We start from the raw sequence: 18,053 nt of genomic DNA on the forward strand, positions 1-18,053 counted from the left end.
GCGCGGAGGGTCGCGAGGCACGAGCGACCCGAGCACGATCGACCGTCGGCGCACGCTTGAGCGCCCCGGAGGTGAACCGAGCCCGGGAGAAGGGGTGAGTGAGCCGAAGGGGCGCGACGGTGTCGAAAGGGAGAACGCGCGGAGGCCCCGAGGAACGAGGGGTCGAGCACGATCGACCGTCGACGCCGGCTGAGGCGCCCCCGGAGGTGAACCGAGCCCCGGAAAGGGGCGAACGGGCCGGTGGACCCCGAGCCCGTGGGACCGCCCGGTGCGCCCGGTTTGTATTCTCGGCAGGCGCCCCCCGCCCGAGCGGTACCTGTGAGAGGACATACCATGACCACCGAGCTGAGCCCCGACGTACTGGGCGGGCTCCTCGAGCGCGCCCGCCAGGACTACCAGGACCTCAAGGGGCGCGGCCTCTCGCTCGACCTGACCCGGGGCAAGCCGGCGCCGGAGCAGCTCGACCTCTCCCTCGGCCTGCTGGGCCTGCCTGGCGGGACGTACACCTCCGCCGACGGCACGGACGTGCGCAACTACGGCGGCCTGCACGGACTGCCGGAGCTGCGGGAGATCTTCTCCGAGGCTCTCCAGGTCCCGGCCGCGCAGCTCCTCGCGGCGGGCAACTCCAGCCTGGAGCTGATGCACGACTGCCTGGTGCACGCCCTGCTGAGCGTGCTCCCGGGAGCCGGCGCCCGCTGGGTGGAGCAGGAGCGGATCGCGTTTCTGTGCCCCGTGCCCGGCTACGACCGGCACTTCGCGCTCTGCGAGCGGTTCGGCATCGACATGATCCCGGTGCCCATGACCGACCAGGGCCCCGACATGGACGTCGTGGAGCGGCTCGTGGCCGAGGACCCGTCCGTCAAGGGCATCTGGTGCGTCCCGAAGTACAGCAACCCCGACGGCGTCTGCTACAGCGACGACACGGTGGCCCGGCTCGCCTCGATGACCACCGCGGCGCCCGACTTCCGCGTCTTCTGGGACAACGCCTACGCGGTGCACCACCTCACCGACGAGCCCGTCGAGATCGCCGACCTGCTCGCCGCCTGCGCGGACGCGGGGAACCCGGACCGGGCGTTCGTGTTCGGCTCCACCTCGAAGATCACCGCGGCCGGCGCGGGCGTCGCCTTCTTCGGGTCGTCCCCCGACAACGTGCGCTGGCTGCTCGCCAACAACGCCAAGCGGTCCATCGGCCCCGACAAGGTCAACCAGCTCCGGCACGTGCTGTTCCTGCGCGACGCCGACGGCGTGCGGGCCCACATGGAGCGTCAGCGCGCCCTGCTCCAGCCCAAGTTCGAGGCCGTGGCGCGCATCCTGGACGCCGAACTCGGCGGCACGGGCCTCGCGACCTGGACCTCCCCGAAGGGCGGCTACTTCGTGACCCTCCAGGTGCCGGACGGCTGCGCCAAGGAGGTCGTGCGCCGCGCCGCGGAGGCGGGCATCGTGCTGACCCCGGCCGGCGCCACCCACCCGTACGGCGACGACCCGCGCGACGCGGTCATCCGCATCGCGCCGAGCTACCCGGGCCTCGCGGAGCTGGAGCAGGCCATCGAGGGCCTGGCCGTCTGCGTCCGGCTGGCCGGCTACGAGCAGCGGGCCGCCTGAGCGTCGGTACGCGCACGGCCCCCCGCCCCCCGCCCCGCGCCCCCGCGCCCCCGCCCCCCGCCCCGCGCCCCGCGCCCCGCGCCCCGCGCCCCGCGCGCCGGCCCGGCGGGGGGCCGGGGCCGGCTCCGGGGGCGGCGCGGCCCCGGTCCGGCCCGACGAGCCGGTCTCCACCGGCATTGCAGGGCGGACCGGCAGGCTGGGGGCGATCGGCACGGCCACCGGGCCGGCCGTCTCGAAGGGAGCATCCATGTCTCAGCCGGTCGGGACCCTGCCCAGCCAGGTCACCGGGGACCTCTACGCCGAGGTGCAGACGTTCTACGCCCAGCAGATGCGGCGGGTGGACGCCCTCGACATCGAGGGGTTCGCCGACACCTTCACCGAGGACGGCGAGGTGGTGCACGCGGGCGGCCACCGGCAGCGGGGCCGGGCCGAGATGATCGCCGGCATGAAGGCCAGCCTGCCCCGGTACCGGGACATCGCCGTACGGCACTGGTTCGGCCACCTGATCATCGAGACGGACCCGGCGGACGCCGATCTGCTCCGCGTCTCGTACTACACCCTCGTCACCCAGACCGACCGCGAGGGCAAGGTGAACTTCCAGCCGACCTTCACCGTCGAGGACGAGCTCGTCCGGCGCGACGGCCGGCTCCTGACCCGGTCGCGGGTCATCCACCGCGACGGCCCCGCGACGCCGCCCGCCGCCTGAACCACCACATGGGAATGGGGCCCCTCCACAGGGGCCCCATTCCCATGGGTCGCGCCGCCTCAGTCGATCCCCCGGCAGATGTGCGGCTCGCCGTCATCGTCGTCCGCCTCGCCCGCGAGCAGCAACAGCGGTACCAGGAAGGGGTCGTCGGGGACCTGCTCGTACGGTGTTCCGTCGCGGCGCTCCAACAGGCTCGTGACCATGTCCGTCTCCTCTCCGGTGTGTCAGGCGTGGCACGTGGGCAGCGCCCCGTGGAACGCGACCATCTCCTGGAACGAGGTGATCACGTCGATCCGTGCGGCGGGCGGCAGCCCGTCCTGCTCGGCGTACGCGCGGTGCAGGTTGCCCACCAGGCGCTCGGAGTCGACCAGCTCCTTGAACCGCCCGAGGTCCGCGCGGTGTGCCGCCTGGAGCGGGGTCAGCCCGTCGCTCACCCCGTCCTCCGCCAGCCGCTGGAGCCAGCGCAGGTAGTCCTCGGTCTCGTCCAGCAACTCCGGCCCGCCCACCGGGCCGTGGCCCGGGACGACCGTACGGGCGCCCAGGGCGCGCATCCGGTCCAGCGCCCGCAGCGACCCGGTGATCGACCCGAAGAGCACGAAGGGCGTCACCCCCGACCAGACCACGTCACCGGTGAACAGCACCTTCCGCCCCGGCACCCACGCCACCACGTCGTTGGCGGTGTGCGCGGGGCCGACGTGGAGCAGCTCGGTGCGCAGGTCGCCGGCGTACAGCGTCAGCGAGCCGCGGAACGTCAGCGTGGGCAGGACCAGGGGCGTCTCGCCCCACTCCACGGCGGGCCACAACTGCCGCAGCCCCAGCCCCGCCTCCGCCGAGTCGGCGCGGGTGCCCTCGTGGGCCACGACCACGGCGCGCGGTGTGAACTGGCCGTTGCCGAAGGTGTGGTCGCCGTGGAAATGGGTGTTGACGACGAAGTCCGCCCCGCCGGGCGCGACCCGCTCGACCTCCGCGCGCAGCCGGCGGGCGCGGGCCTCGGTCGCCGCGGTGTCGACCAGGACGGTCCGGCCCTCACCGACGACCAGGCCCGCGTTGTTCAGGCACCACCCGCCGTCCGGCTGGACGAAGGCGTACACCCCGTCGGCCACCTCGTGCAACGTCCCGGGCCCGGCCGCGGGGCCCGCGGGGTCCCCGGCGCTCACGCGGCCTCCGTCCGTGCCGTGCCCGGCAGCCGGGTGAAACGGCCGCGGTGGAACACCAGCGGGTCCGGGTCGCCCGGCCCGTCGGACAGGGCCACCACCCGGCCGATCAGCAGCGTGTGGTCACCCGCCTGGTGCTGCGCGTCCAGCACGCACTCGAAGTACGCCTCGGCGGACGGGATCACGGCGTTGCCGGTGACACCCTCCACCGCGGCCAGCCGCAGCATCGCGGCCTGCCCCTCCGACCGGTCGGGACGGCAGAACTCCTGCGCCAGGTCGCGCTGCGACTCCGTCAGGACGTTCACCGCGAAGCTCCCCGCGCCGACCACCCGGGGACGCATCCTGCCGTCCCCCTTGACCGACACGAGGATCAGGAGCGGGTCCAGGGACACCGAGGTCAGACTATTGAGGGTGATCACCACGGTGTCGTCGCCGCTGCCCTGGGTGAGCAGCGTGACACCGGTGGGAAACCGGCCCATCACGGACCGGAAGAGGGCCAGATCGGGCTCGGCGAGCGTTGCGCCTGCGGCTGTCATGTCCTGGGCTCCGTCTCTGTCGGCGCGGCATCGGTGGGGATCGGTGGTCACTCAGTAGTTGCCGAGTCCGCCGCAGACGTTCAGCGCCTGGGCGGTGATCGACGCGGCGATGTCCGAGGCGAGGTAGCCCACCAGCCCGGCGACCTCCTCGGGGGTGGAATAGCGGCCGAGCGGGATCTTGGCGTTGAACTGCTCCTGGATGGCCTCCTCGCTCACGCCGTAGTGGCCCGCGTAGCCCTGGCGCACGCGCTGCGCCATCGGCGTCTCGACGTACCCGGGGCAGACCGCGTTCACGGTGATGCCGCTCTTGGCCAGCTCCTTGCCGACCGCCTTGGTGAAGCCGACCACACCGTGCTTCGAGGCGGAGTACGGCGCGGCGAGTTCCACGCCCTGCTTGCCACCGGTGGAGGCGATGTTGATGATCCGGCCCCAGTCGCCGTCCCGCATCCGGCCGGTGCTCAGCACCTCGCGCGTGACGCGGAACGTACCGGTGAGGTTCGTCTCGATGACGTCGTCCCACACCGAGTCCGCCAGCTCGGCCGTGACACCGCCGCCGCCCCGGCCCGCGTTGTTGACGAGCACGTCGATCCGCCCGTAGGTGTCCACGGCCTCCCGGACGGCGGTACGGATCTGGTCGAGGGAGGTGACGTCGCACACCGCGCCGGCGACCTCCAGGCCCTCCTCGCGGAGCTGCTTGACCATGGTGCGCACGCTCTCCTCGCCGCGGGCGACCCCGAACACCGCCATGCCCTGCCGGGCCAGCAGCTCGGTCACGGCGAGGCCGATCCCGCTGGTCGCGCCGGTGACGAAGGCCACCCGTCGTCCCGCCTGTGTCATGGTGCTCTCCCGTTCACGTAGGTGATGTGGTGCGCTCTGGGTGGGGACGACCGTGACCGGGCAGCCTCGTGCGGCTCTCGGCGCCGGGTGGAGAACGGCCGGAACGCGGCGCTTCGAGCGGTACTCGACAAGCGGCCTAGCGGCCACGGCGAGCGTGGGGGGCGTTCCGTGCGGCGGCCGGTGACCGTGACCGGCCGGCCACAGGCCCGGGACACCGGGCGGCAGCAGGTGACACCCGGCGAGATCGAGCGAGGAGGCCCCGTGCCCGAACAGCAGCAGACCCTTCCCGATGTACGGAAGTCGGTGACCGTGGCGGCCACGCCGGAGCAGTGCTTCGCCGTCTTCACCGAGCGGCCCAAGGACTGGTGGCCCGCCTCCCACATCCTGGTCAGGAAGGAGCGGGCCGGCCTCGCCTTCGAGCCGGGTGTCGGCGGCCGCTACTACGAGTGGGACGTCGACGGGACCGAGATCGCCTGGGGCCGGGTCCTCGAGTGGGAGCCGGGCCGCCGGCTCGCCATGACCTGGCGGATCGACCCCAACTGGCAGTCCATACCGGACGACGAGCGCGCCAGCGAGATCGAGGTCGACTTCGAGCCCGTCGACGACCGGCACACCCGCGTCACCCTCGCGCACGTCAAGCTCGACAAGCACGGTGAGGGCGCCGAGCGGATCTTCAGGGCGCTGGACGGGCCGAGCCCGGGCGAGACGCTGGAGCTCTTCGCCAAGGCCGTCGCGAACGGGCCCCGGGCATGAGCGGCACGGCCCCCGCGGGGACGGTCCTGGAGGAGGCGGCCGGGACGGGCCTGGGGGAGGCGGCCGAGAAGGTACGGATCCTCGCCGCCCAGCACGCCGCCGACGCGGACGCCGACCGCGCCATGAACCGCGAGGTCGTCGCCGCGCTGCGCGAGGCCGGCTTCGCCCGGCACTTCGTCGCCTCCCGCTTCGGCGGCGCCGAGGGCTCGTTCGCCGAGCTCACGTCGGCGGTCATGACGGTCGGCGAGGCCTGTGCGGCCACCGCGTGGTGCGTCTCGCTGTGCGCCTACTCGGCCCGCTTCGCCGCGCACCTGCCGGAGGAGGGCCACCGGGCGCTGTGGGGCGACGACCCGGACACGGTCGTCGCCACGGCGCTGATGCCGGTCGGCCGCGCCCGCCGGGCGGACGGCGGCTGGCGGCTGACCGGCCAGTGGGCGTACGTCAGCGGCATCGACTTCGCCGACTGGGCCCTGGTGTGCGCGGTGGTCCCCGGCGCGGGCGAGGGCCCGCCCAGGATGCGCTTCTTCGCGCTGCCCCGGGGGACGTACACCGTCCGCGAGACCTGGGACAGCGTCGGCATGCGGGCCACCGGCAGCCACACGGTCGTCGTCGACGACGTCCTGGTGCCCGACCACCTGTCGTTCGACCGTGGGGACATGCTGAGCGGCCGCAACGGCACCTCGGACCTGCCGGCGCACAACGTGCCCTTCCAGGCGGTCGGCGGACTGACGTTCATCGCCCCGGTCGTCGGGGCCGCCACCGGCGCGCTGTCGGCCGCGGCGGGCACGCTCACGGGGCGCAAGCGGAGCCAGACGGGCGAGCTGAAGGTGGTCCGCGCGTCGGGCCGGATCGACGCGGCCCGGCACCTCGTCCTCGAGAACGCCCGGGTGCTCGACGAACGGCTCTTCACGCCCGGGCACATGGCCCGCAACGAACGCAACGCCACGTTCGCCGCGGAGCTGCTCCAGGAGGCCGTGGGCCTGCTGGTCGGGGCGGCGGGCACCGGCGGCCTGGGCGAGGGGCAGGCGCTCCAGCGCTTCTGGCGGGACGTCACGTCGGCGACCAGCCATGTCGCGTTGCAGTACGACACGGCGGCGCGGAAGAACTACGGGGCGGTGCTGCTGGGTCCGGAGGACTGAGCGGCGACGGGACGGGGGAGGGGGTGTCCGGGACGACGAGGTCCCGGACGCCCCCTCCTCCCGTCCCGGGGGCCCGTGCCTCCCGCCCACCGGCGGTGACCGCACCATCCGCGCCCGGAACGCACCCGTGCGGCGCACCGCCCCGGGGGGAACGGAAAAGGGGCGCCGCCCCGGTTCCGTTGTGCCCACCCGTTCCGCCCCGGCGGAACGAATGCCCACAACGGCGCGGGCAACGCCCCGGCGGAACGAATGCCCACGACGTGGGGGGCCGGAGGCGCGGTCCGGCTCCAGGAAGGAGCGACCCGGTCTCCATCGGGGGTTCCTAGGGTGCTGCGTGACTGTAGCGACCCAAGCGGAGGTGTCACCATGACCGCCCCTCAGGAGACGGACGTCTTCCCCCTCACCGGATCGACCTACCGGGGTCCCGCCCCGCGGTACGCGGAGTTGCGGGCGGAGCAGCCCGTGGTGAAGGTGCCGACGGCGGGCGGTGTGGACGCCTGGCTGATCACCCGGTACGAGGACGTGCGCCGGCTGTCCGCCGACCCGAGGCTCAGCCGCGCGCTGGCCTGCGGCCCCGGCGCGCCGCGCATCGGCGGGACGATGCACACCACGCCCGAGATGATCATTTCGCTGGACTCGCCGGAGCACTCCCGGCTGCGCAAGCTCGTCGCGGGCGCCTTCACACTGCGCCGGGTCGAGCGGATGCGGGCCAACGTGCAGAAGGTCACCGACGAGCTGCTCGACGACATGGAGGCCAAGGGCGGCACGATCGACCTGGTGCAGCAGCTCGCGCTGCCGCTGCCGCTGACGGTCATCGGTGAGCTGCTCGGGGTGCCGTCGGAGGACTTGCGCAAGTTCGAGAAGTGGGCGCGTGCCTTCGCCACGGTGGACGACCGGGCGGGCGGCGAGGAGTCGCTGAACGGTCTGGCGAAGCTCAGCGAGTACATCGTGGGGCTGATCGCCGACAAGCGGGCCACCCCCACCGACGACATGCTGTCCGAGCTGATCGCCGCCCGTGACAACGACGACCGGCTCAGCGAACCGGAGCTGGTCACCTTCGGCTTCACCCTCATCGGCGCCGGCTTCGACACCACGGCCAACCAGCTCGCCAACTCGGTGCTGGCGCTGCTGGCGGACGGCGGGGAGCAGTGGCGGTGGCTGGCCGAGGACCGCGGCCGCATCCCGACCGCGGTGGAGGAGCTGCTGCGGCACGTGAACCTGTTCGCCACCGACACCTCGGGCTTCCCGCGCATCGCGGCGGAGGACATCGAGGTCGGCGGGGTCACCATCGAGAAGGGTGACGCGGTGCTGCTCGCGCTCGCCTCCGCGAACCGGGACGAGAGCGTGTTCCCGGACGCGGACCGGCTGGACCTGGCCCGGGAGCACAACCCGCACATCTCCTTCGGCCACGGGGTCCACTACTGCCTGGGCAAGCACCTCGGGCGGATGGAGATGGAGATCGCCCTCGACGGCCTGGTGCGGCGCTTCCCCGCCCTGCGGCTCGCGGTCCCGGAGGACGAACTGCCCTGGCACAACGGCGAGATCAACCACACGCTCACCAGCCTGCCGGTCACCTGGGGCCGGTGAGGCGGCGGTACGCCGGTAGGTGTTCGGCCCCCGGGGCGCCGCGAGGAACTTCGCGGCGCCCCGGGGGCCGTTCGGCGGCATACGGAAAAGCCGGTCCCGTCGGCCGGGACCGGCTTCTCGTCACGCGTGCCGGAGGGCTCAGCCGGCGTCCTTCACCGGGCCCATGACGGCGAACCGCGCGCCCTGGTCGTCGGAGACCAGCGCGGAGCGCCCGAAGGGGCTGTCCGACGGCTCGCGGCTCACGTCGCCGCCCAGCTCACGGATCTTGGCCACGGCCGCGTCGGTGTCCTCGACGGAGAAGTAGACCAGGGCGTGCGCGGGGACGTCCTCCGGGATGAACGGGCCCATCTGGAGGCGGCCCGCGGTCGGCGCCTGCGCGCCGGGCGCGAACCACAGCTTGAAGTCGAACTCGGTGCCCTCGGAGATCTGCTGCCCGGTGAAGCCGAACACCGTCTCGTAGAAGGCGTCCACGTCGGCCTTGGCGCGGGTGTAGATCTCCGGCCAGAAGAAGGAGCCCGGAACGCCCTGGAGCCCGAAGCCGGCACGGGTCCCGGGCTGCCAGGCGCCGAAGGCCGCGCCACCGGGGTCGACGGCCTGGAGGACGGTGCCCGCGTCGGCGACGGCGAACGGGCCGCCCGTCACCTTGCCGCCCGCCTCCGCGACGCGGCGGGCGAGGTCCTGGACGTCGGGCGTGGAGAAGTACAGGTTCCAGGCGGTGGGGGCGCCGCCCTGCGCGGGGACGAGCGCCGCCACGTCCTTGCCGTCCTTGAGCGCCGGGGTGTAGTTGCCGAACGCCTCCGCACCGGCCTCGAACGTCCACCCGAACAGCTCGCCGTAGAAGCGCTTGCCGGCCTCCAGGTCGGCCACGGTCAGGTCCACCCAGCAGGGGGTTCCAGCATCGAACGAGGTCATGTCCTGCCTCTCTCGGTCACGTACGGAGTCACGGTCGTCCAGACGCTAACCGCGGCCGCTCGAGCCACGGACGAGCGCCGCCCGCGCCCCGCTCGCGGGGAGCGGGGCGCGGGCGCGCGGTGGGGGAGCGGGGTGTCAGCGGGTCGTGGCGGACACCCGGGTGGCGACGCTGCTGACGGAGATGGGGCCCTGCGTGTCGCCGGCGGCCGTGGTGGTGACGAAGGCGTGGGCCGAGGTCGCGAACGTGCCGCCGGTGATGCGGCCCAGGTGTACGGCCTGGACGGTGCCCAGGTACGCGCCGTCCTCACGGCCGGGGTGGGTGACGTAGAAGGTGAACGTGCCGTCGGTGCGCTCGTTCCAGAAGCCGGTCGCCCGGTACTGCGGGGCGCCGTCGGTGTCCGGCGGCCCCTCGGCGGTCAGCTTGTGGTCGGGGCGGAAGACGAATCTGGGGGTGGTGCTCGTGGACCCGCCGTCGGGCGTTCTCACGGTCACGGTCAGGTCCCATATGCCTTCCAGCGAGGGGCGCCGGGGCTTGGCGTCCCCGGCCGAGGCGGTGGCCGTGCCGAGACCGGCGACAGCCGCCAGCATCGCGAGCCACACGCCGACGAGACGCAGGGTGAGGTGCCGGGTCCGGCGCCGGGGTGACGGCGGAGCCGTCTGTGACTGGTGCATGGGTGGACAACCTTTCTGGTGAGGGAATCACGCCGTCGGCGCGCCGGCCGCGGCGGCGGTGCGGGCGACGGTCTTGAGGTCGAAGCCCGGCCGCCGGACGTCGTCGGCGGTCAGGTCCGTACCGGAGGCGAGGAGGCGCCGGGCGATGCCGTGGTCGGCCGGTCGGTTCACCGACTCCACGCCGGTCAGCCGGCCGTCGCGGAAGCAGAAGACGGAGAAGCGGCCGCCCTCCGGGTCGCCCACGACCACCGTCTCGTCGTGCCCCGCGGTCAGGCCGGCGATCTGGAGGCGCAGCGCGTACTGCTCCGACCAGAACCACGGCACGGCCGTGTACGGGACGCGGTCGCCGCAGATCCCGGCGGCGACGCACTTGGCCTGGTCGGCGGCGTTCTGCACCGACTCCAGCCGGACGTGGCGGCCCGCGTGGGGGCTGGGGAAGCGGGCGCAGTCGCCCAGGGCGTAGACATCGGGGTCGTCGGTCCGCAGGTACGCGTCGACGATCACGCCGTCGCCGACCTGGAGCTGGGCGACGGCGGCCAGCTCGGTGTTGGGCAGCACGCCGATCCCGACCACCACGAGGTCGGCGGGGATGCGTTCCGCGCCGTCGAGTTCGACGACCTCCACCCGGCCGGCGGAGTCGCCCCACAGGGCGGTCACCTCGCGGTCCAGCAGCACGCGTACGCCCGCGCCGGTGTGCTCGGCGACCAGGCGGGCCGACATCACGGGGGTGAGCGCCCGCGCCAGGGCGCGTGACTGCGCCTCCACCACCGTCACCCCGTGGCCCAGCTTGCGGGCGGTGGCGGCCAGTTCGAGGCCGATGAACCCCGCGCCGATCACCACGAGCCGGCGCGGCGGGCCGGTCAGCCGCGCGCGCAGGCCCTCGGCGTCGGCCAGTCCGCGCAGCGTCAGCACCCCGGCCAGCGAGGCCGCGCCCGGGACGGGCAGGGTGCGGGGGCGCGCCCCGGTGGCCAGGACGAGGCTGTCGTACGGCAGGGTCGCACCGGTCTCCAGGGAGACGGTCCGCCGCTCCCGGTCGATCTTCGTCGCCCGGGTGCCCGACACCAGTTCGACGTCCTGGGCGGCGAAGTAGGCGCGCGGGCGCAGTTCGAGGTCGGCCGCGGCCGTGTCCCCGGTCAGGAAGCCCTTCGACAGGGGCGGCCGCTGGTAGGGCAGCGTGGGCTCTTCCCCGACGAGGGTGATCCGGCCGCGGTAGCCGCGGCCGCGCAGCGCGGCGGCGGTGTCGAGCCCGCCCTGGCCCGCGCCGATGACGACGACTCCTCGCGGGCCCATCAGCTCTGCGCCTCCGGCAGGTGGACGACCAGTCCGTCGATCGCCTCCGTGACCGGTAGCTGGCAGGACAGCCGGCTGTGCTCGGTGCGCTCGCAGGCCGTCCCGTACAGGACGTCGTCCTCGACGGAGTCCATGGGCGGCAGCGGCAGCTCGTTGGCCTCGTCGATGTAGACGTGGCAGGTGCCGCACTGGGCGGACCCGCCGCACTGGGCCTCGATGCCCTCGACGCCGTTCAGCTTCGCACCGCGCATGACCGTGTTGGGCGCCTCGACATCGACGATGGTGACGGTGCCGCTCGGATGCTTGTACGTGATCTTGGCCATGCGCTCTCCTCTGGAGTGTCGACCGGCTTGCGGAGATACGGCCAGGACTGTGGCGACGGCCCCTGGGGGCGCGGTGGAGGAGGCCTCGAAGCGGCCGGACGCCTCGACCGGACCCCCACCGGGGTTCGATCGCCCGCGCGCAGGGTGCCGCCATGACTGCTGCCAGGACGCCGCACACCGCCGCCCCGCCCGCCCCGTCCGCCTCCCGCGCCCCGACCGGCAGCCGGCTCCGGCTCGTCCTGGCCGCCTGCTGCCTGGGCCAGTTCATGAACGTGCTGGATGCCTCGGTGGTGAACGTGGCCCTCCCCGTCATCGCCGAGGAGCTGCGCTTCGACCGCCACAACCTGCAACTGGTCAACAACGCCTACACCGTGGTCGTCTGCGGGTTCCTGCTGCTCGGCGGCCGCCTCGCCGACCTCTTCGGGCAGCGCCGGATCTTCCTGTGCGGGGTGGCGCTCTTCACCCTCGCCAGCACCGTCGGCGGCGCGGCGGACGACCCCGCCACCCTCGTCCTCGCCCGCGCCTTCCAGGGGCTGGGGGCCGCGGTCATGGCACCCGCCACCCTCACCGTGCTCGGCACCACGTTCACCCGGCCCGCCGACCGTGCCAAGGCGTTCGGCTGGTGGAGCGCGGTCTCCGGGGCCGCCGGCGCGGTCGGGGTGCTGCTCGGCGGGGTCATCACCGAGTTCTTCTCCTGGCGCTGGATACTGCTGATCAACCTGCCCATCGGCATCGCCCTGTTCGCCGCCGTGTGCTGGGTCGTGCCCGAGTCCCCGGCGCGCCAGGAGCGGCGCACCCTCGACGTGCCCGGCGCGGTGACGGTGACCCTCGGCCTGATGGCCGCCGTGTACGGCGTGTCCGAGGCCCATGTGCACGGCTGGGGCTCGGGCCGCGTCCTCGGGCCGCTGCTCGGCGGCGCCGCCCTGCTCGCCCTGTTCGTACTGATCCAGGCCAGGTTCGCCCGGCACCCGCTGGTCCCGCTGGGGATCTTCCGCAACCGGGCGGTCGCCGCCGCCAACCTCGTCGCCTTCTTCGGCATCGCGGCCCTCTTCAGCACCTTCTACTTCTTCACCCTGCTCCTCCAGCAGGTGCTCGGCTACACCCCGTTGCAGACGGGCCTCGGCTACCTGCCCCTGTCCCTGGGCATCGCGCTCGGCGGCTGGGGCATCTCCTCCGTGGTGCCCCGCAGCGGTCCCCGGCCGGTGCTGATCGGCGGACTCGCCCTGGCCGGTGCGGGACTGCTGTGGCTGGCCCGGACCGACGCGACGGCCTCGTACACCACCGACGTCCTCGGCCCGGTGCTGCTCCTCGGCTTCGGCATGGGCGCCGTGCTCAACGCCACCACCAACGCGGCCACCGCGGGCCTGCCCGCCCACCAGGCCGGGCTGGGCTCGGGCCTGCTCAACACGACGCGCCAGCTCGGCAGCGCCGTGGGCCTGGTGACCCTGGCCGCGTTCTCCACGGCGAGGATCGACGCCGCCGCGACGGGCGGCACGGCCTCGCCCGAGGCCCTCGCCTCCGGGTACGGCACGGCACTGACCGGCGCGGCGCTGTTCGCCGCCGTGGGCGTGCTGGCCGCCCTGGCCGTACCGGTCAGGGAGCGGTCCAGGGCGTCTCGAGGCGACACCGAGAGGCTGGCACCCTGACGAGAACGGAGGTTTGCGGTGGTCAACGAGTTCCGCACACAACGGCCGCAGTGGTCGCCCGCACCGCACGACGACCAGCTCGAACACGCCACGATCGAGGTGCCCCGCGATTACGCCGACCCGGGGGGTGAACGCATCACCCTGGCCCTCAGCCGCCGCCGCGCCACCGCCCCCGAGCGGCGGCGCGGCATCCTGCTCGCCGTCAACGGCGGCCCGGGCGGCGACTGGGGGCACGGCCGTGCGCTGCCCGACAAGTACGCCGGCACGCCCCTGCACGAGGTGTACGACCTGATCGGCTTCGACCCGCGCGGTACCGGTGCCTCCACCCCGCTGCACGCCGAAGTGACCGTGCCGAGCGCCCCGTTCGACTCCCGTCCGCCGGACTCGGCGTTCGCCGCGCTCGCCGAGGACATGCGGCTGCGGGAGGAGGCGTGCGCCCGGGCGGGCGGCGACCTGCGCCCCCACATCAGCACCCGCAACACGGCCCGCGACATGGACGTCATCCGCGCCGTCCTCGGCGAGGAGAAGCTCAGCTTCGTCGGGTACGCCTACGGGGCCTACGTCGGCGCCGTGTACGGCAGCATGTTCCCCGCGCACCTGGACCGCAGCGTGCTCGACTCGTGCGTCAACCCCGACTGGACCTGGCGCGAGCAGTTCCTGTGGCAGGGCGACGCGGTGCAGCGCAACGTCGACCGGTGGGCCGCCTGGACGGGCGAGCGCCACGGTCACTTCGGGCTCGGCACCTCCGCGGCCCGGGTCCTCGCCACCGTGGAGGACGTCGTCGCCCTCCTCGAAGGGCTCACCCACGGTGCCCAGTTGCGCACCCTGTTCGACGGGGCCGTCGGCAACCGTGCCGCCGACCGCGGCCAGTGGACCGAGCTGGGCATCCTCGTCGGCCGGCTGCGCGAGACCGCCGCCGCCGGCGGGGACGGCGCCGGCGACGTCTGCCGGGGCCTGCTCTCCCAGCAGGGCACCTGGCGGCCCGGCGACAGCGAGGGCGACCTCCGCTGCGGCGTGCTGGAGGCGATCACCCTGGAGCACGCCTGGCCGGCCGACCTGGAGGTCTACTACCAGGACATGCGGGACTTCCGGAAGCGGTTCCCCTACGGGTACGGGGTGCTCCGCGCCCAGCCGTGGGTCGGCGCCTTCCGCGCCTTCGAGGCCCCCGAGGCACCGACCGTCCTCACCCGCGACGGCTACCCGGCCGGGCTGGTCGTCCAGGCCGACGGCGACCCGATGGACCACTACGCGGGCGGTGTCGCCATGGCGGAACGCCTCGGCCACCACCTGCTGACCGTCGAGGACTCGGGCGAGCACGAGGTGTACGTCCTCGGCGGCAACCCGCACGTCGACGAGGTGGTCCACCGCTACCTGGTGGAGGGCGTCCTGCCGCCCGCCCGCACCTCCTGCCCCGGCCGCACCCCCCGGCCCGACGTCCCCGCCGACGCCGCCTGAACCGGCCGGTGGAGGACGGGAAGGCCCGGTACCGATCGGTACCGGGCCTTCGTGGTGCGGGGGCGGTGTCACCAGCGGACGGGCAGCTCCCACAGGCCGTAGATCACGGCGCCCTCCTTGCGGGGGATCTCCAGGAACGGCTTGGCCAGCCGGAGCGTCGGGATGCGCTGGAACAGCTTGCTCCACACGATCTCCAGCTCCAGCCGCGCCAGGTCGGCGCCGATGCAGTGGTGCACCCCGTGCCCGAAGCCCAGGTGCTTGCGGCTGCCCCGGGTGATGTCCAGCTTCTCCGGCTCCGGGAACACCTCCGGGTCGCGGTTGGCGGCCAGCCCCAGGCACAGGATGCCGTCGCCCTTGCGGATGACCTGCCCGCCGATCTCGATGTCCTCCAGGGCCACCCGGGGCACGGCCGTGTCACCGATGGTGGCGAAGCGCACCAGCTCCTCGACGGCCGGCCGGACCAGCGACGGGTCGTTCAGCAGCAGTTCGAGCTGGTCCGGGTTCTCCAGCAGGCAGGCGGTGCCCAGCGAGATCTGGCTGGCGGTGGTCTCGTGACCGCCGTTCATCAGCAGCCGCACCATGTTGAACAGGTCGCGGTCGGTGTACTCCTCGCCCGAGGCCTCGTAGTCGGCCATCGCCCGGCTGAGCAGGTCCTCGCCCGGCTCGGCCTTCTTCTGCTGGATCAGGTCGCTGATGTACGCGTTGACCTCGACGATCGCCGCCTGCCGCTCCTCCGTGGAGCTGTGGCCGCCGAGCAGGGCCGTACCGTGCTTGATGAAGAAGTCGTGCTGGTCCTGCGGGATGCCCAGCAGCTCGCAGATCACCGTCATGGGCACCGCCAGCGAGAACACCCGGTGGAAGTCCACCGGGGGCTCCAGCGCCAGCAGCTTGTCCAGGTGGTCGTCGACGATCTCCTCGATGCGCGGCCGCAGCCGCTGCACCTGGCGGTTGGTGAACGTCAGCGCCGCCTTGCGCCGGGTGTTGCTGTGGTCCTTGCCGTCGTACCCGATGAACGACGTCTCCGTCCGGTACTCCGGCGGGGCGACGAAGTAGAACGGGAAGTTGTCGTGCTTGCGCGAGGCGCTGACCCGCGGGTCGGTCAGCAGCTCGCGTATGGTTTGGTAGCCGGTGACCGTCCAGATGCGCAGGCCGGAACCGTCCAGGGTGACCTGCGAGACGTCCTTCTCGATCATCTCGTCGTATTCCCGCGGCGGCGTGAACGGGCACTGCCGCGCGTAGGGGAACGTCTTGGTCTCCGCCTTCGCGAGGGCCTCCGGCTCCATGGCACTGGTTGTCACGGTGAGTCCTTTCCGTTTTCTTGGAAGATCGGGCGAGAGGGGCTGACGGGCCGGGGCGTGTCCTCCGGACCGGGCACGACCTAGCGGGCGGCGATGTCCATGCCGCCGTCGACGGTGACGACCTGGCCGGTGACCAGCGAGTCGGCCGGCCCGGACAGCCGGACCACCCAGGACGCGATGTCCTCCGCCTCGGCGACCCGGCCCAGCGGGATCGAGTGCGTCACCCCGGCGAACAGGCCCTCGACCTGTTCGGCCGACAGCCCGTTGGCGGCGTACGCCTCGGTACGGACGAAGCCCGGGGCGACGGCGTTGACGCGCACCCCCCGGGGCGCCAGCTCCGCGGCCCAGCTCCTGGTGAAGCTGTGCACGGCGGCCTTGCTGGCGGAGTACAGCGAGCTCTCCGGGCCGGGGTTGTGACCGCCCCGGCTGGAGACCAGGACGATGTGCCCGCCCGGGCTGCGCAGCAGCGGCAGCAGATGCGTGGTCAGCAGGGCGGGACCCAGGACGTTGGTCTCCAGCACCTCGCGGGCCGTCGCCGCGTCGAGCCCCGCGAGCGGGCTGAACCGGAAGACACCGGCGTTGTGCACCAGGACGTCCAGGGTGCCGCCGTTCTCCCGTACCGCCTCGGAGACGGCCTCGGCGCCCACCTCGGTGGTCACGTCGGCGGTGACGGGGACGATCGCCGGGTGCAGCTCCGCCACCTCGGCGAGCCGCTCCTTGCGCCGCCCGGTGATGACCACGGCGCCGGCGCCGAGCCCGGCGAAGGCCAGCGCGGAGGCCCGGCCGATGCCGGTGCCTCCTCCGGTGACGACGACGGTCCGTTCGGCAAAGGGCGTGTCCGACATGGCGATTTCCTCTCTCGGCCGGTGTGTGACGGGCGGACGGATCCAGCCGCGAGCCAGTACACCGGGTCCGGCTGGGGCGCCGGTCGAGCGGACGGGGAGTCGTCCGGATCCGGTCACTCCCCCTCGTCGAAACGCACCTCCGGCGCGGAGCAGCCGGCCGCCGCGAACGCCAGCAGCCGCAGCCCCTCCTCGACCAGCTCCGCACGCTCCTCCCGGGTCAGGGGGGCGAACGGCTCCAGCACCAGCGCGGCCGTGTCACGGCCGCGCTCCAGGCGCCACACGCCGTGGACGAAACCGTCCACGAGGAAAGTCGGCCGGATCAGACCGTTCCGGGTGAAGACCCGCGCACGCCGTTCCTCGGTCAGGATCCGGGAACGGTCGGCGTGCGAGAGCAGGATGTTGTCGAAGTCGGGCAGGTACCGCACGGGCGCCGGGGTCCCGGGCCCGGGCCGGGGCGCGTCGGGCAGGTCGTAGAGCTGCACCCCGTTCTCGTCGCGGAAGGTCACCAGCCGCGGCGCGAGGCGCCGGACCACCGCGCCCAGACGGGTCATCCCGGACCAGACCTGCATGTCCTTCACGCTCGCCGGCCCGAACGCGGCCAGGTAGCGCAGTACCGTCCCGTCGGGAGACCCGTCGGTGTCCAGCGGCCGGCCCAGCCATGCCTCGGCGGTGGTGTGCACGGCCTGCCCGCTCTCGCCCCACAACCCGCGCGGTGGGACCTGGACCAGGGGTTCCAGGTTGCGTACGGCGTTGGCCAGCGCGAACGGGTCACGGCCGGGGAAGCGTTCGGCGAGCCCGGTGCCCAGCCCGCCCAGCGTCAGCGGCTCCTTCTCGACCAGCTCGCGGCCGGCCGCCGCCACCTCCGCCAGGTCCAGGCCGGCGAGCCGCTTGCCGAAGGTGCCGTTCAGCCGGCTCGCCAGCGCGTCGCGGAGGACCGCCCGCAGCCGCAGGCAGTCCCGCGCGGTGACCAGGTGCAGGGTGCCGCGCATCAGCACCAGCCGCACCGCCTCCCGGTCCGAGACCAGCCGCGACAGGTCCTCGATGCGGAACCCGGCCAGCCGCGTCCACAGCCCGACGTACGGCGGGTCCGGCGCCTGCGCCTGCATGCCGACCAGGTGCTCCACCGCCTCCGCCGCGCCCATCGGCGAGCGCTCCAGCAGCAGTTGGCGGGCCAGCAGCGCCCGGTTCAGCGCCCGCCGGCCGAGCACGACCGCGTCCTGGGTCATTGACGTACCTCTCTCCCGAAGCGTGACAGCGGCGGTGCCCCGGGACGTTCCACGGGGCACCGCCGCAGCGTA

General features: G+C 73.5%; 18 protein-coding genes. 7 read left to right on the forward strand and 11 right to left on the reverse strand.

The annotated features are described in order from the left end of the window. Positions 1–333: 333 nt before the first annotated feature. Entirely contained in the window at positions 334–1,602 is a 1,269-nt protein-coding gene (locus ACF068_RS29975; RefSeq protein ID WP_392277448.1) for an aminotransferase class I/II-fold pyridoxal phosphate-dependent enzyme, read from the forward strand. Between the two features lie 247 nt (positions 1,603–1,849). Beyond that, on the forward strand, positions 1,850–2,308 hold the full coding sequence (locus ACF068_RS29980) for a nuclear transport factor 2 family protein (RefSeq protein ID WP_392277449.1): 459 nt from the start codon (positions 1,850–1,852) through the stop codon (positions 2,306–2,308). Positions 2,309–2,367: 59 nt separating this feature from the next. Here ACF068_RS29980 and ACF068_RS29985 read toward each other — a convergent pair whose 3' ends face one another. From ACF068_RS29985 to ACF068_RS30000, 4 genes are read right to left on the reverse strand one after another with little or no spacing between them, the layout of a single operon-like run. Continuing rightward, positions 2,368–2,511, reverse strand: coding sequence for a hypothetical protein (locus ACF068_RS29985; RefSeq protein ID WP_392277450.1), 144 nt, complete (start codon positions 2,509–2,511; stop codon positions 2,368–2,370). Between the two features lie 21 nt (positions 2,512–2,532). Next, complete coding sequence (locus ACF068_RS29990; protein ID WP_392277451.1) at positions 2,533–3,465, reverse strand: MBL fold metallo-hydrolase; 933 nt, start codon at positions 3,463–3,465, stop codon at positions 2,533–2,535. Further along, positions 3,462–3,998, reverse strand: a complete 537-nt coding sequence (locus ACF068_RS29995; RefSeq protein ID WP_392277452.1) for a flavin reductase family protein — start codon at positions 3,996–3,998, stop codon at positions 3,462–3,464. The genes ACF068_RS29990 and ACF068_RS29995 overlap by 4 nt, the downstream gene beginning before the upstream one ends. A gap of 51 nt (positions 3,999–4,049) precedes the next feature. Beyond that, a complete protein-coding gene (locus tag ACF068_RS30000) occupies positions 4,050–4,835 on the reverse strand; it encodes an SDR family NAD(P)-dependent oxidoreductase (protein ID WP_392277453.1) in 786 nt (261 codons plus the stop codon). A gap of 261 nt (positions 4,836–5,096) precedes the next feature. Here ACF068_RS30000 and ACF068_RS30005 point away from each other — a divergent pair, with 261 nt between their 5' ends. The 3 genes from ACF068_RS30005 (at position 5,097) to ACF068_RS30015 (ending at position 8,314) form a co-directional block, all read left to right on the forward strand. Beyond that, positions 5,097–5,588: an SRPBCC family protein gene (locus ACF068_RS30005; RefSeq protein WP_392277454.1), complete on the forward strand. Its 492-nt coding sequence runs from the start codon at positions 5,097–5,099 to the stop codon at positions 5,586–5,588. Then, positions 5,585–6,727, forward strand: coding sequence for an acyl-CoA dehydrogenase family protein (locus ACF068_RS30010; protein ID WP_392277455.1), 1,143 nt, complete (start codon positions 5,585–5,587; stop codon positions 6,725–6,727). Before ACF068_RS30005 ends, ACF068_RS30010 begins: the two co-directional genes overlap by 4 nt. A gap of 366 nt (positions 6,728–7,093) precedes the next feature. After that, positions 7,094–8,314 carry a cytochrome P450 gene (locus ACF068_RS30015; protein WP_392277456.1) on the forward strand — a complete coding sequence of 407 codons (1,221 nt, stop codon included), beginning with the start codon at positions 7,094–7,096 and terminating at the stop codon, positions 8,312–8,314. A 138-nt stretch (positions 8,315–8,452) separates the two neighbouring features. Here ACF068_RS30015 and ACF068_RS30020 read toward each other — a convergent pair whose 3' ends face one another. From ACF068_RS30020 to ACF068_RS30035, 4 genes are all read right to left on the reverse strand, one after another. Beyond that, positions 8,453–9,226 carry a VOC family protein gene (locus tag ACF068_RS30020; RefSeq protein WP_392277457.1) on the reverse strand — a complete coding sequence of 258 codons (774 nt, stop codon included), beginning with the start codon at positions 9,224–9,226 and terminating at the stop codon, positions 8,453–8,455. A gap of 135 nt (positions 9,227–9,361) precedes the next feature. Further along, complete coding sequence (locus ACF068_RS30025) at positions 9,362–9,898, reverse strand: hypothetical protein (RefSeq protein ID WP_392277458.1); 537 nt, start codon at positions 9,896–9,898, stop codon at positions 9,362–9,364. A gap of 27 nt (positions 9,899–9,925) precedes the next feature. After that, a complete protein-coding gene (locus ACF068_RS30030) occupies positions 9,926–11,188 on the reverse strand; it encodes an NAD(P)/FAD-dependent oxidoreductase (RefSeq protein ID WP_392277459.1) in 1,263 nt (420 codons plus the stop codon). Beyond that, on the reverse strand, positions 11,188–11,511 hold the full coding sequence (locus tag ACF068_RS30035; RefSeq protein ID WP_392277460.1) for a 2Fe-2S iron-sulfur cluster-binding protein: 324 nt from the start codon (positions 11,509–11,511) through the stop codon (positions 11,188–11,190). Before ACF068_RS30035 ends, ACF068_RS30030 begins: the two co-directional genes overlap by 1 nt. Before the next feature lie 152 nt (positions 11,512–11,663). On the opposite strand from ACF068_RS30035, the gene ACF068_RS30040 reads away from it, so the two are divergent. Next, a complete protein-coding gene (locus ACF068_RS30040; protein WP_392277461.1) occupies positions 11,664–13,157 on the forward strand; it encodes an MFS transporter in 1,494 nt (497 codons plus the stop codon). An 18-nt stretch (positions 13,158–13,175) separates the two neighbouring features. Next, complete coding sequence (locus tag ACF068_RS30045; RefSeq protein ID WP_392277462.1) at positions 13,176–14,612, forward strand: alpha/beta fold hydrolase; 1,437 nt, start codon at positions 13,176–13,178, stop codon at positions 14,610–14,612. 68 nt (positions 14,613–14,680) lie between these two features. Here the strand turns inward: ACF068_RS30045 and ACF068_RS30050 are convergent, their stop codons facing one another. The 3 genes from ACF068_RS30050 to ACF068_RS30060 all read right to left on the reverse strand — a co-directional run bounded on the left by ACF068_RS30050 (position 14,681) and on the right by ACF068_RS30060 (position 17,981). After that, the gene (locus ACF068_RS30050) at positions 14,681–15,910 is read right to left on the reverse strand and encodes a cytochrome P450 (protein WP_392277463.1); all 1,230 of its coding nucleotides are present in this window, start codon (positions 15,908–15,910) and stop codon (positions 14,681–14,683) included. Between the two features lie 80 nt (positions 15,911–15,990). Beyond that, positions 15,991–16,755, reverse strand: coding sequence for an SDR family NAD(P)-dependent oxidoreductase (locus ACF068_RS30055; RefSeq protein WP_392277464.1), 765 nt, complete (start codon positions 16,753–16,755; stop codon positions 15,991–15,993). 113 nt (positions 16,756–16,868) lie between these two features. Then, the gene (locus tag ACF068_RS30060) at positions 16,869–17,981 is read right to left on the reverse strand and encodes a winged helix DNA-binding domain-containing protein (RefSeq protein WP_392277465.1); all 1,113 of its coding nucleotides are present in this window, start codon (positions 17,979–17,981) and stop codon (positions 16,869–16,871) included. Between the last annotated feature and the right edge of the window lie 72 nt (positions 17,982–18,053).

Origin of the sequence: Streptomyces sp. NPDC016309, assembly GCF_043077235.1 — a bacterium.
Lineage (GTDB): Bacteria > Actinomycetota > Actinomycetes > Streptomycetales > Streptomycetaceae > Streptomyces.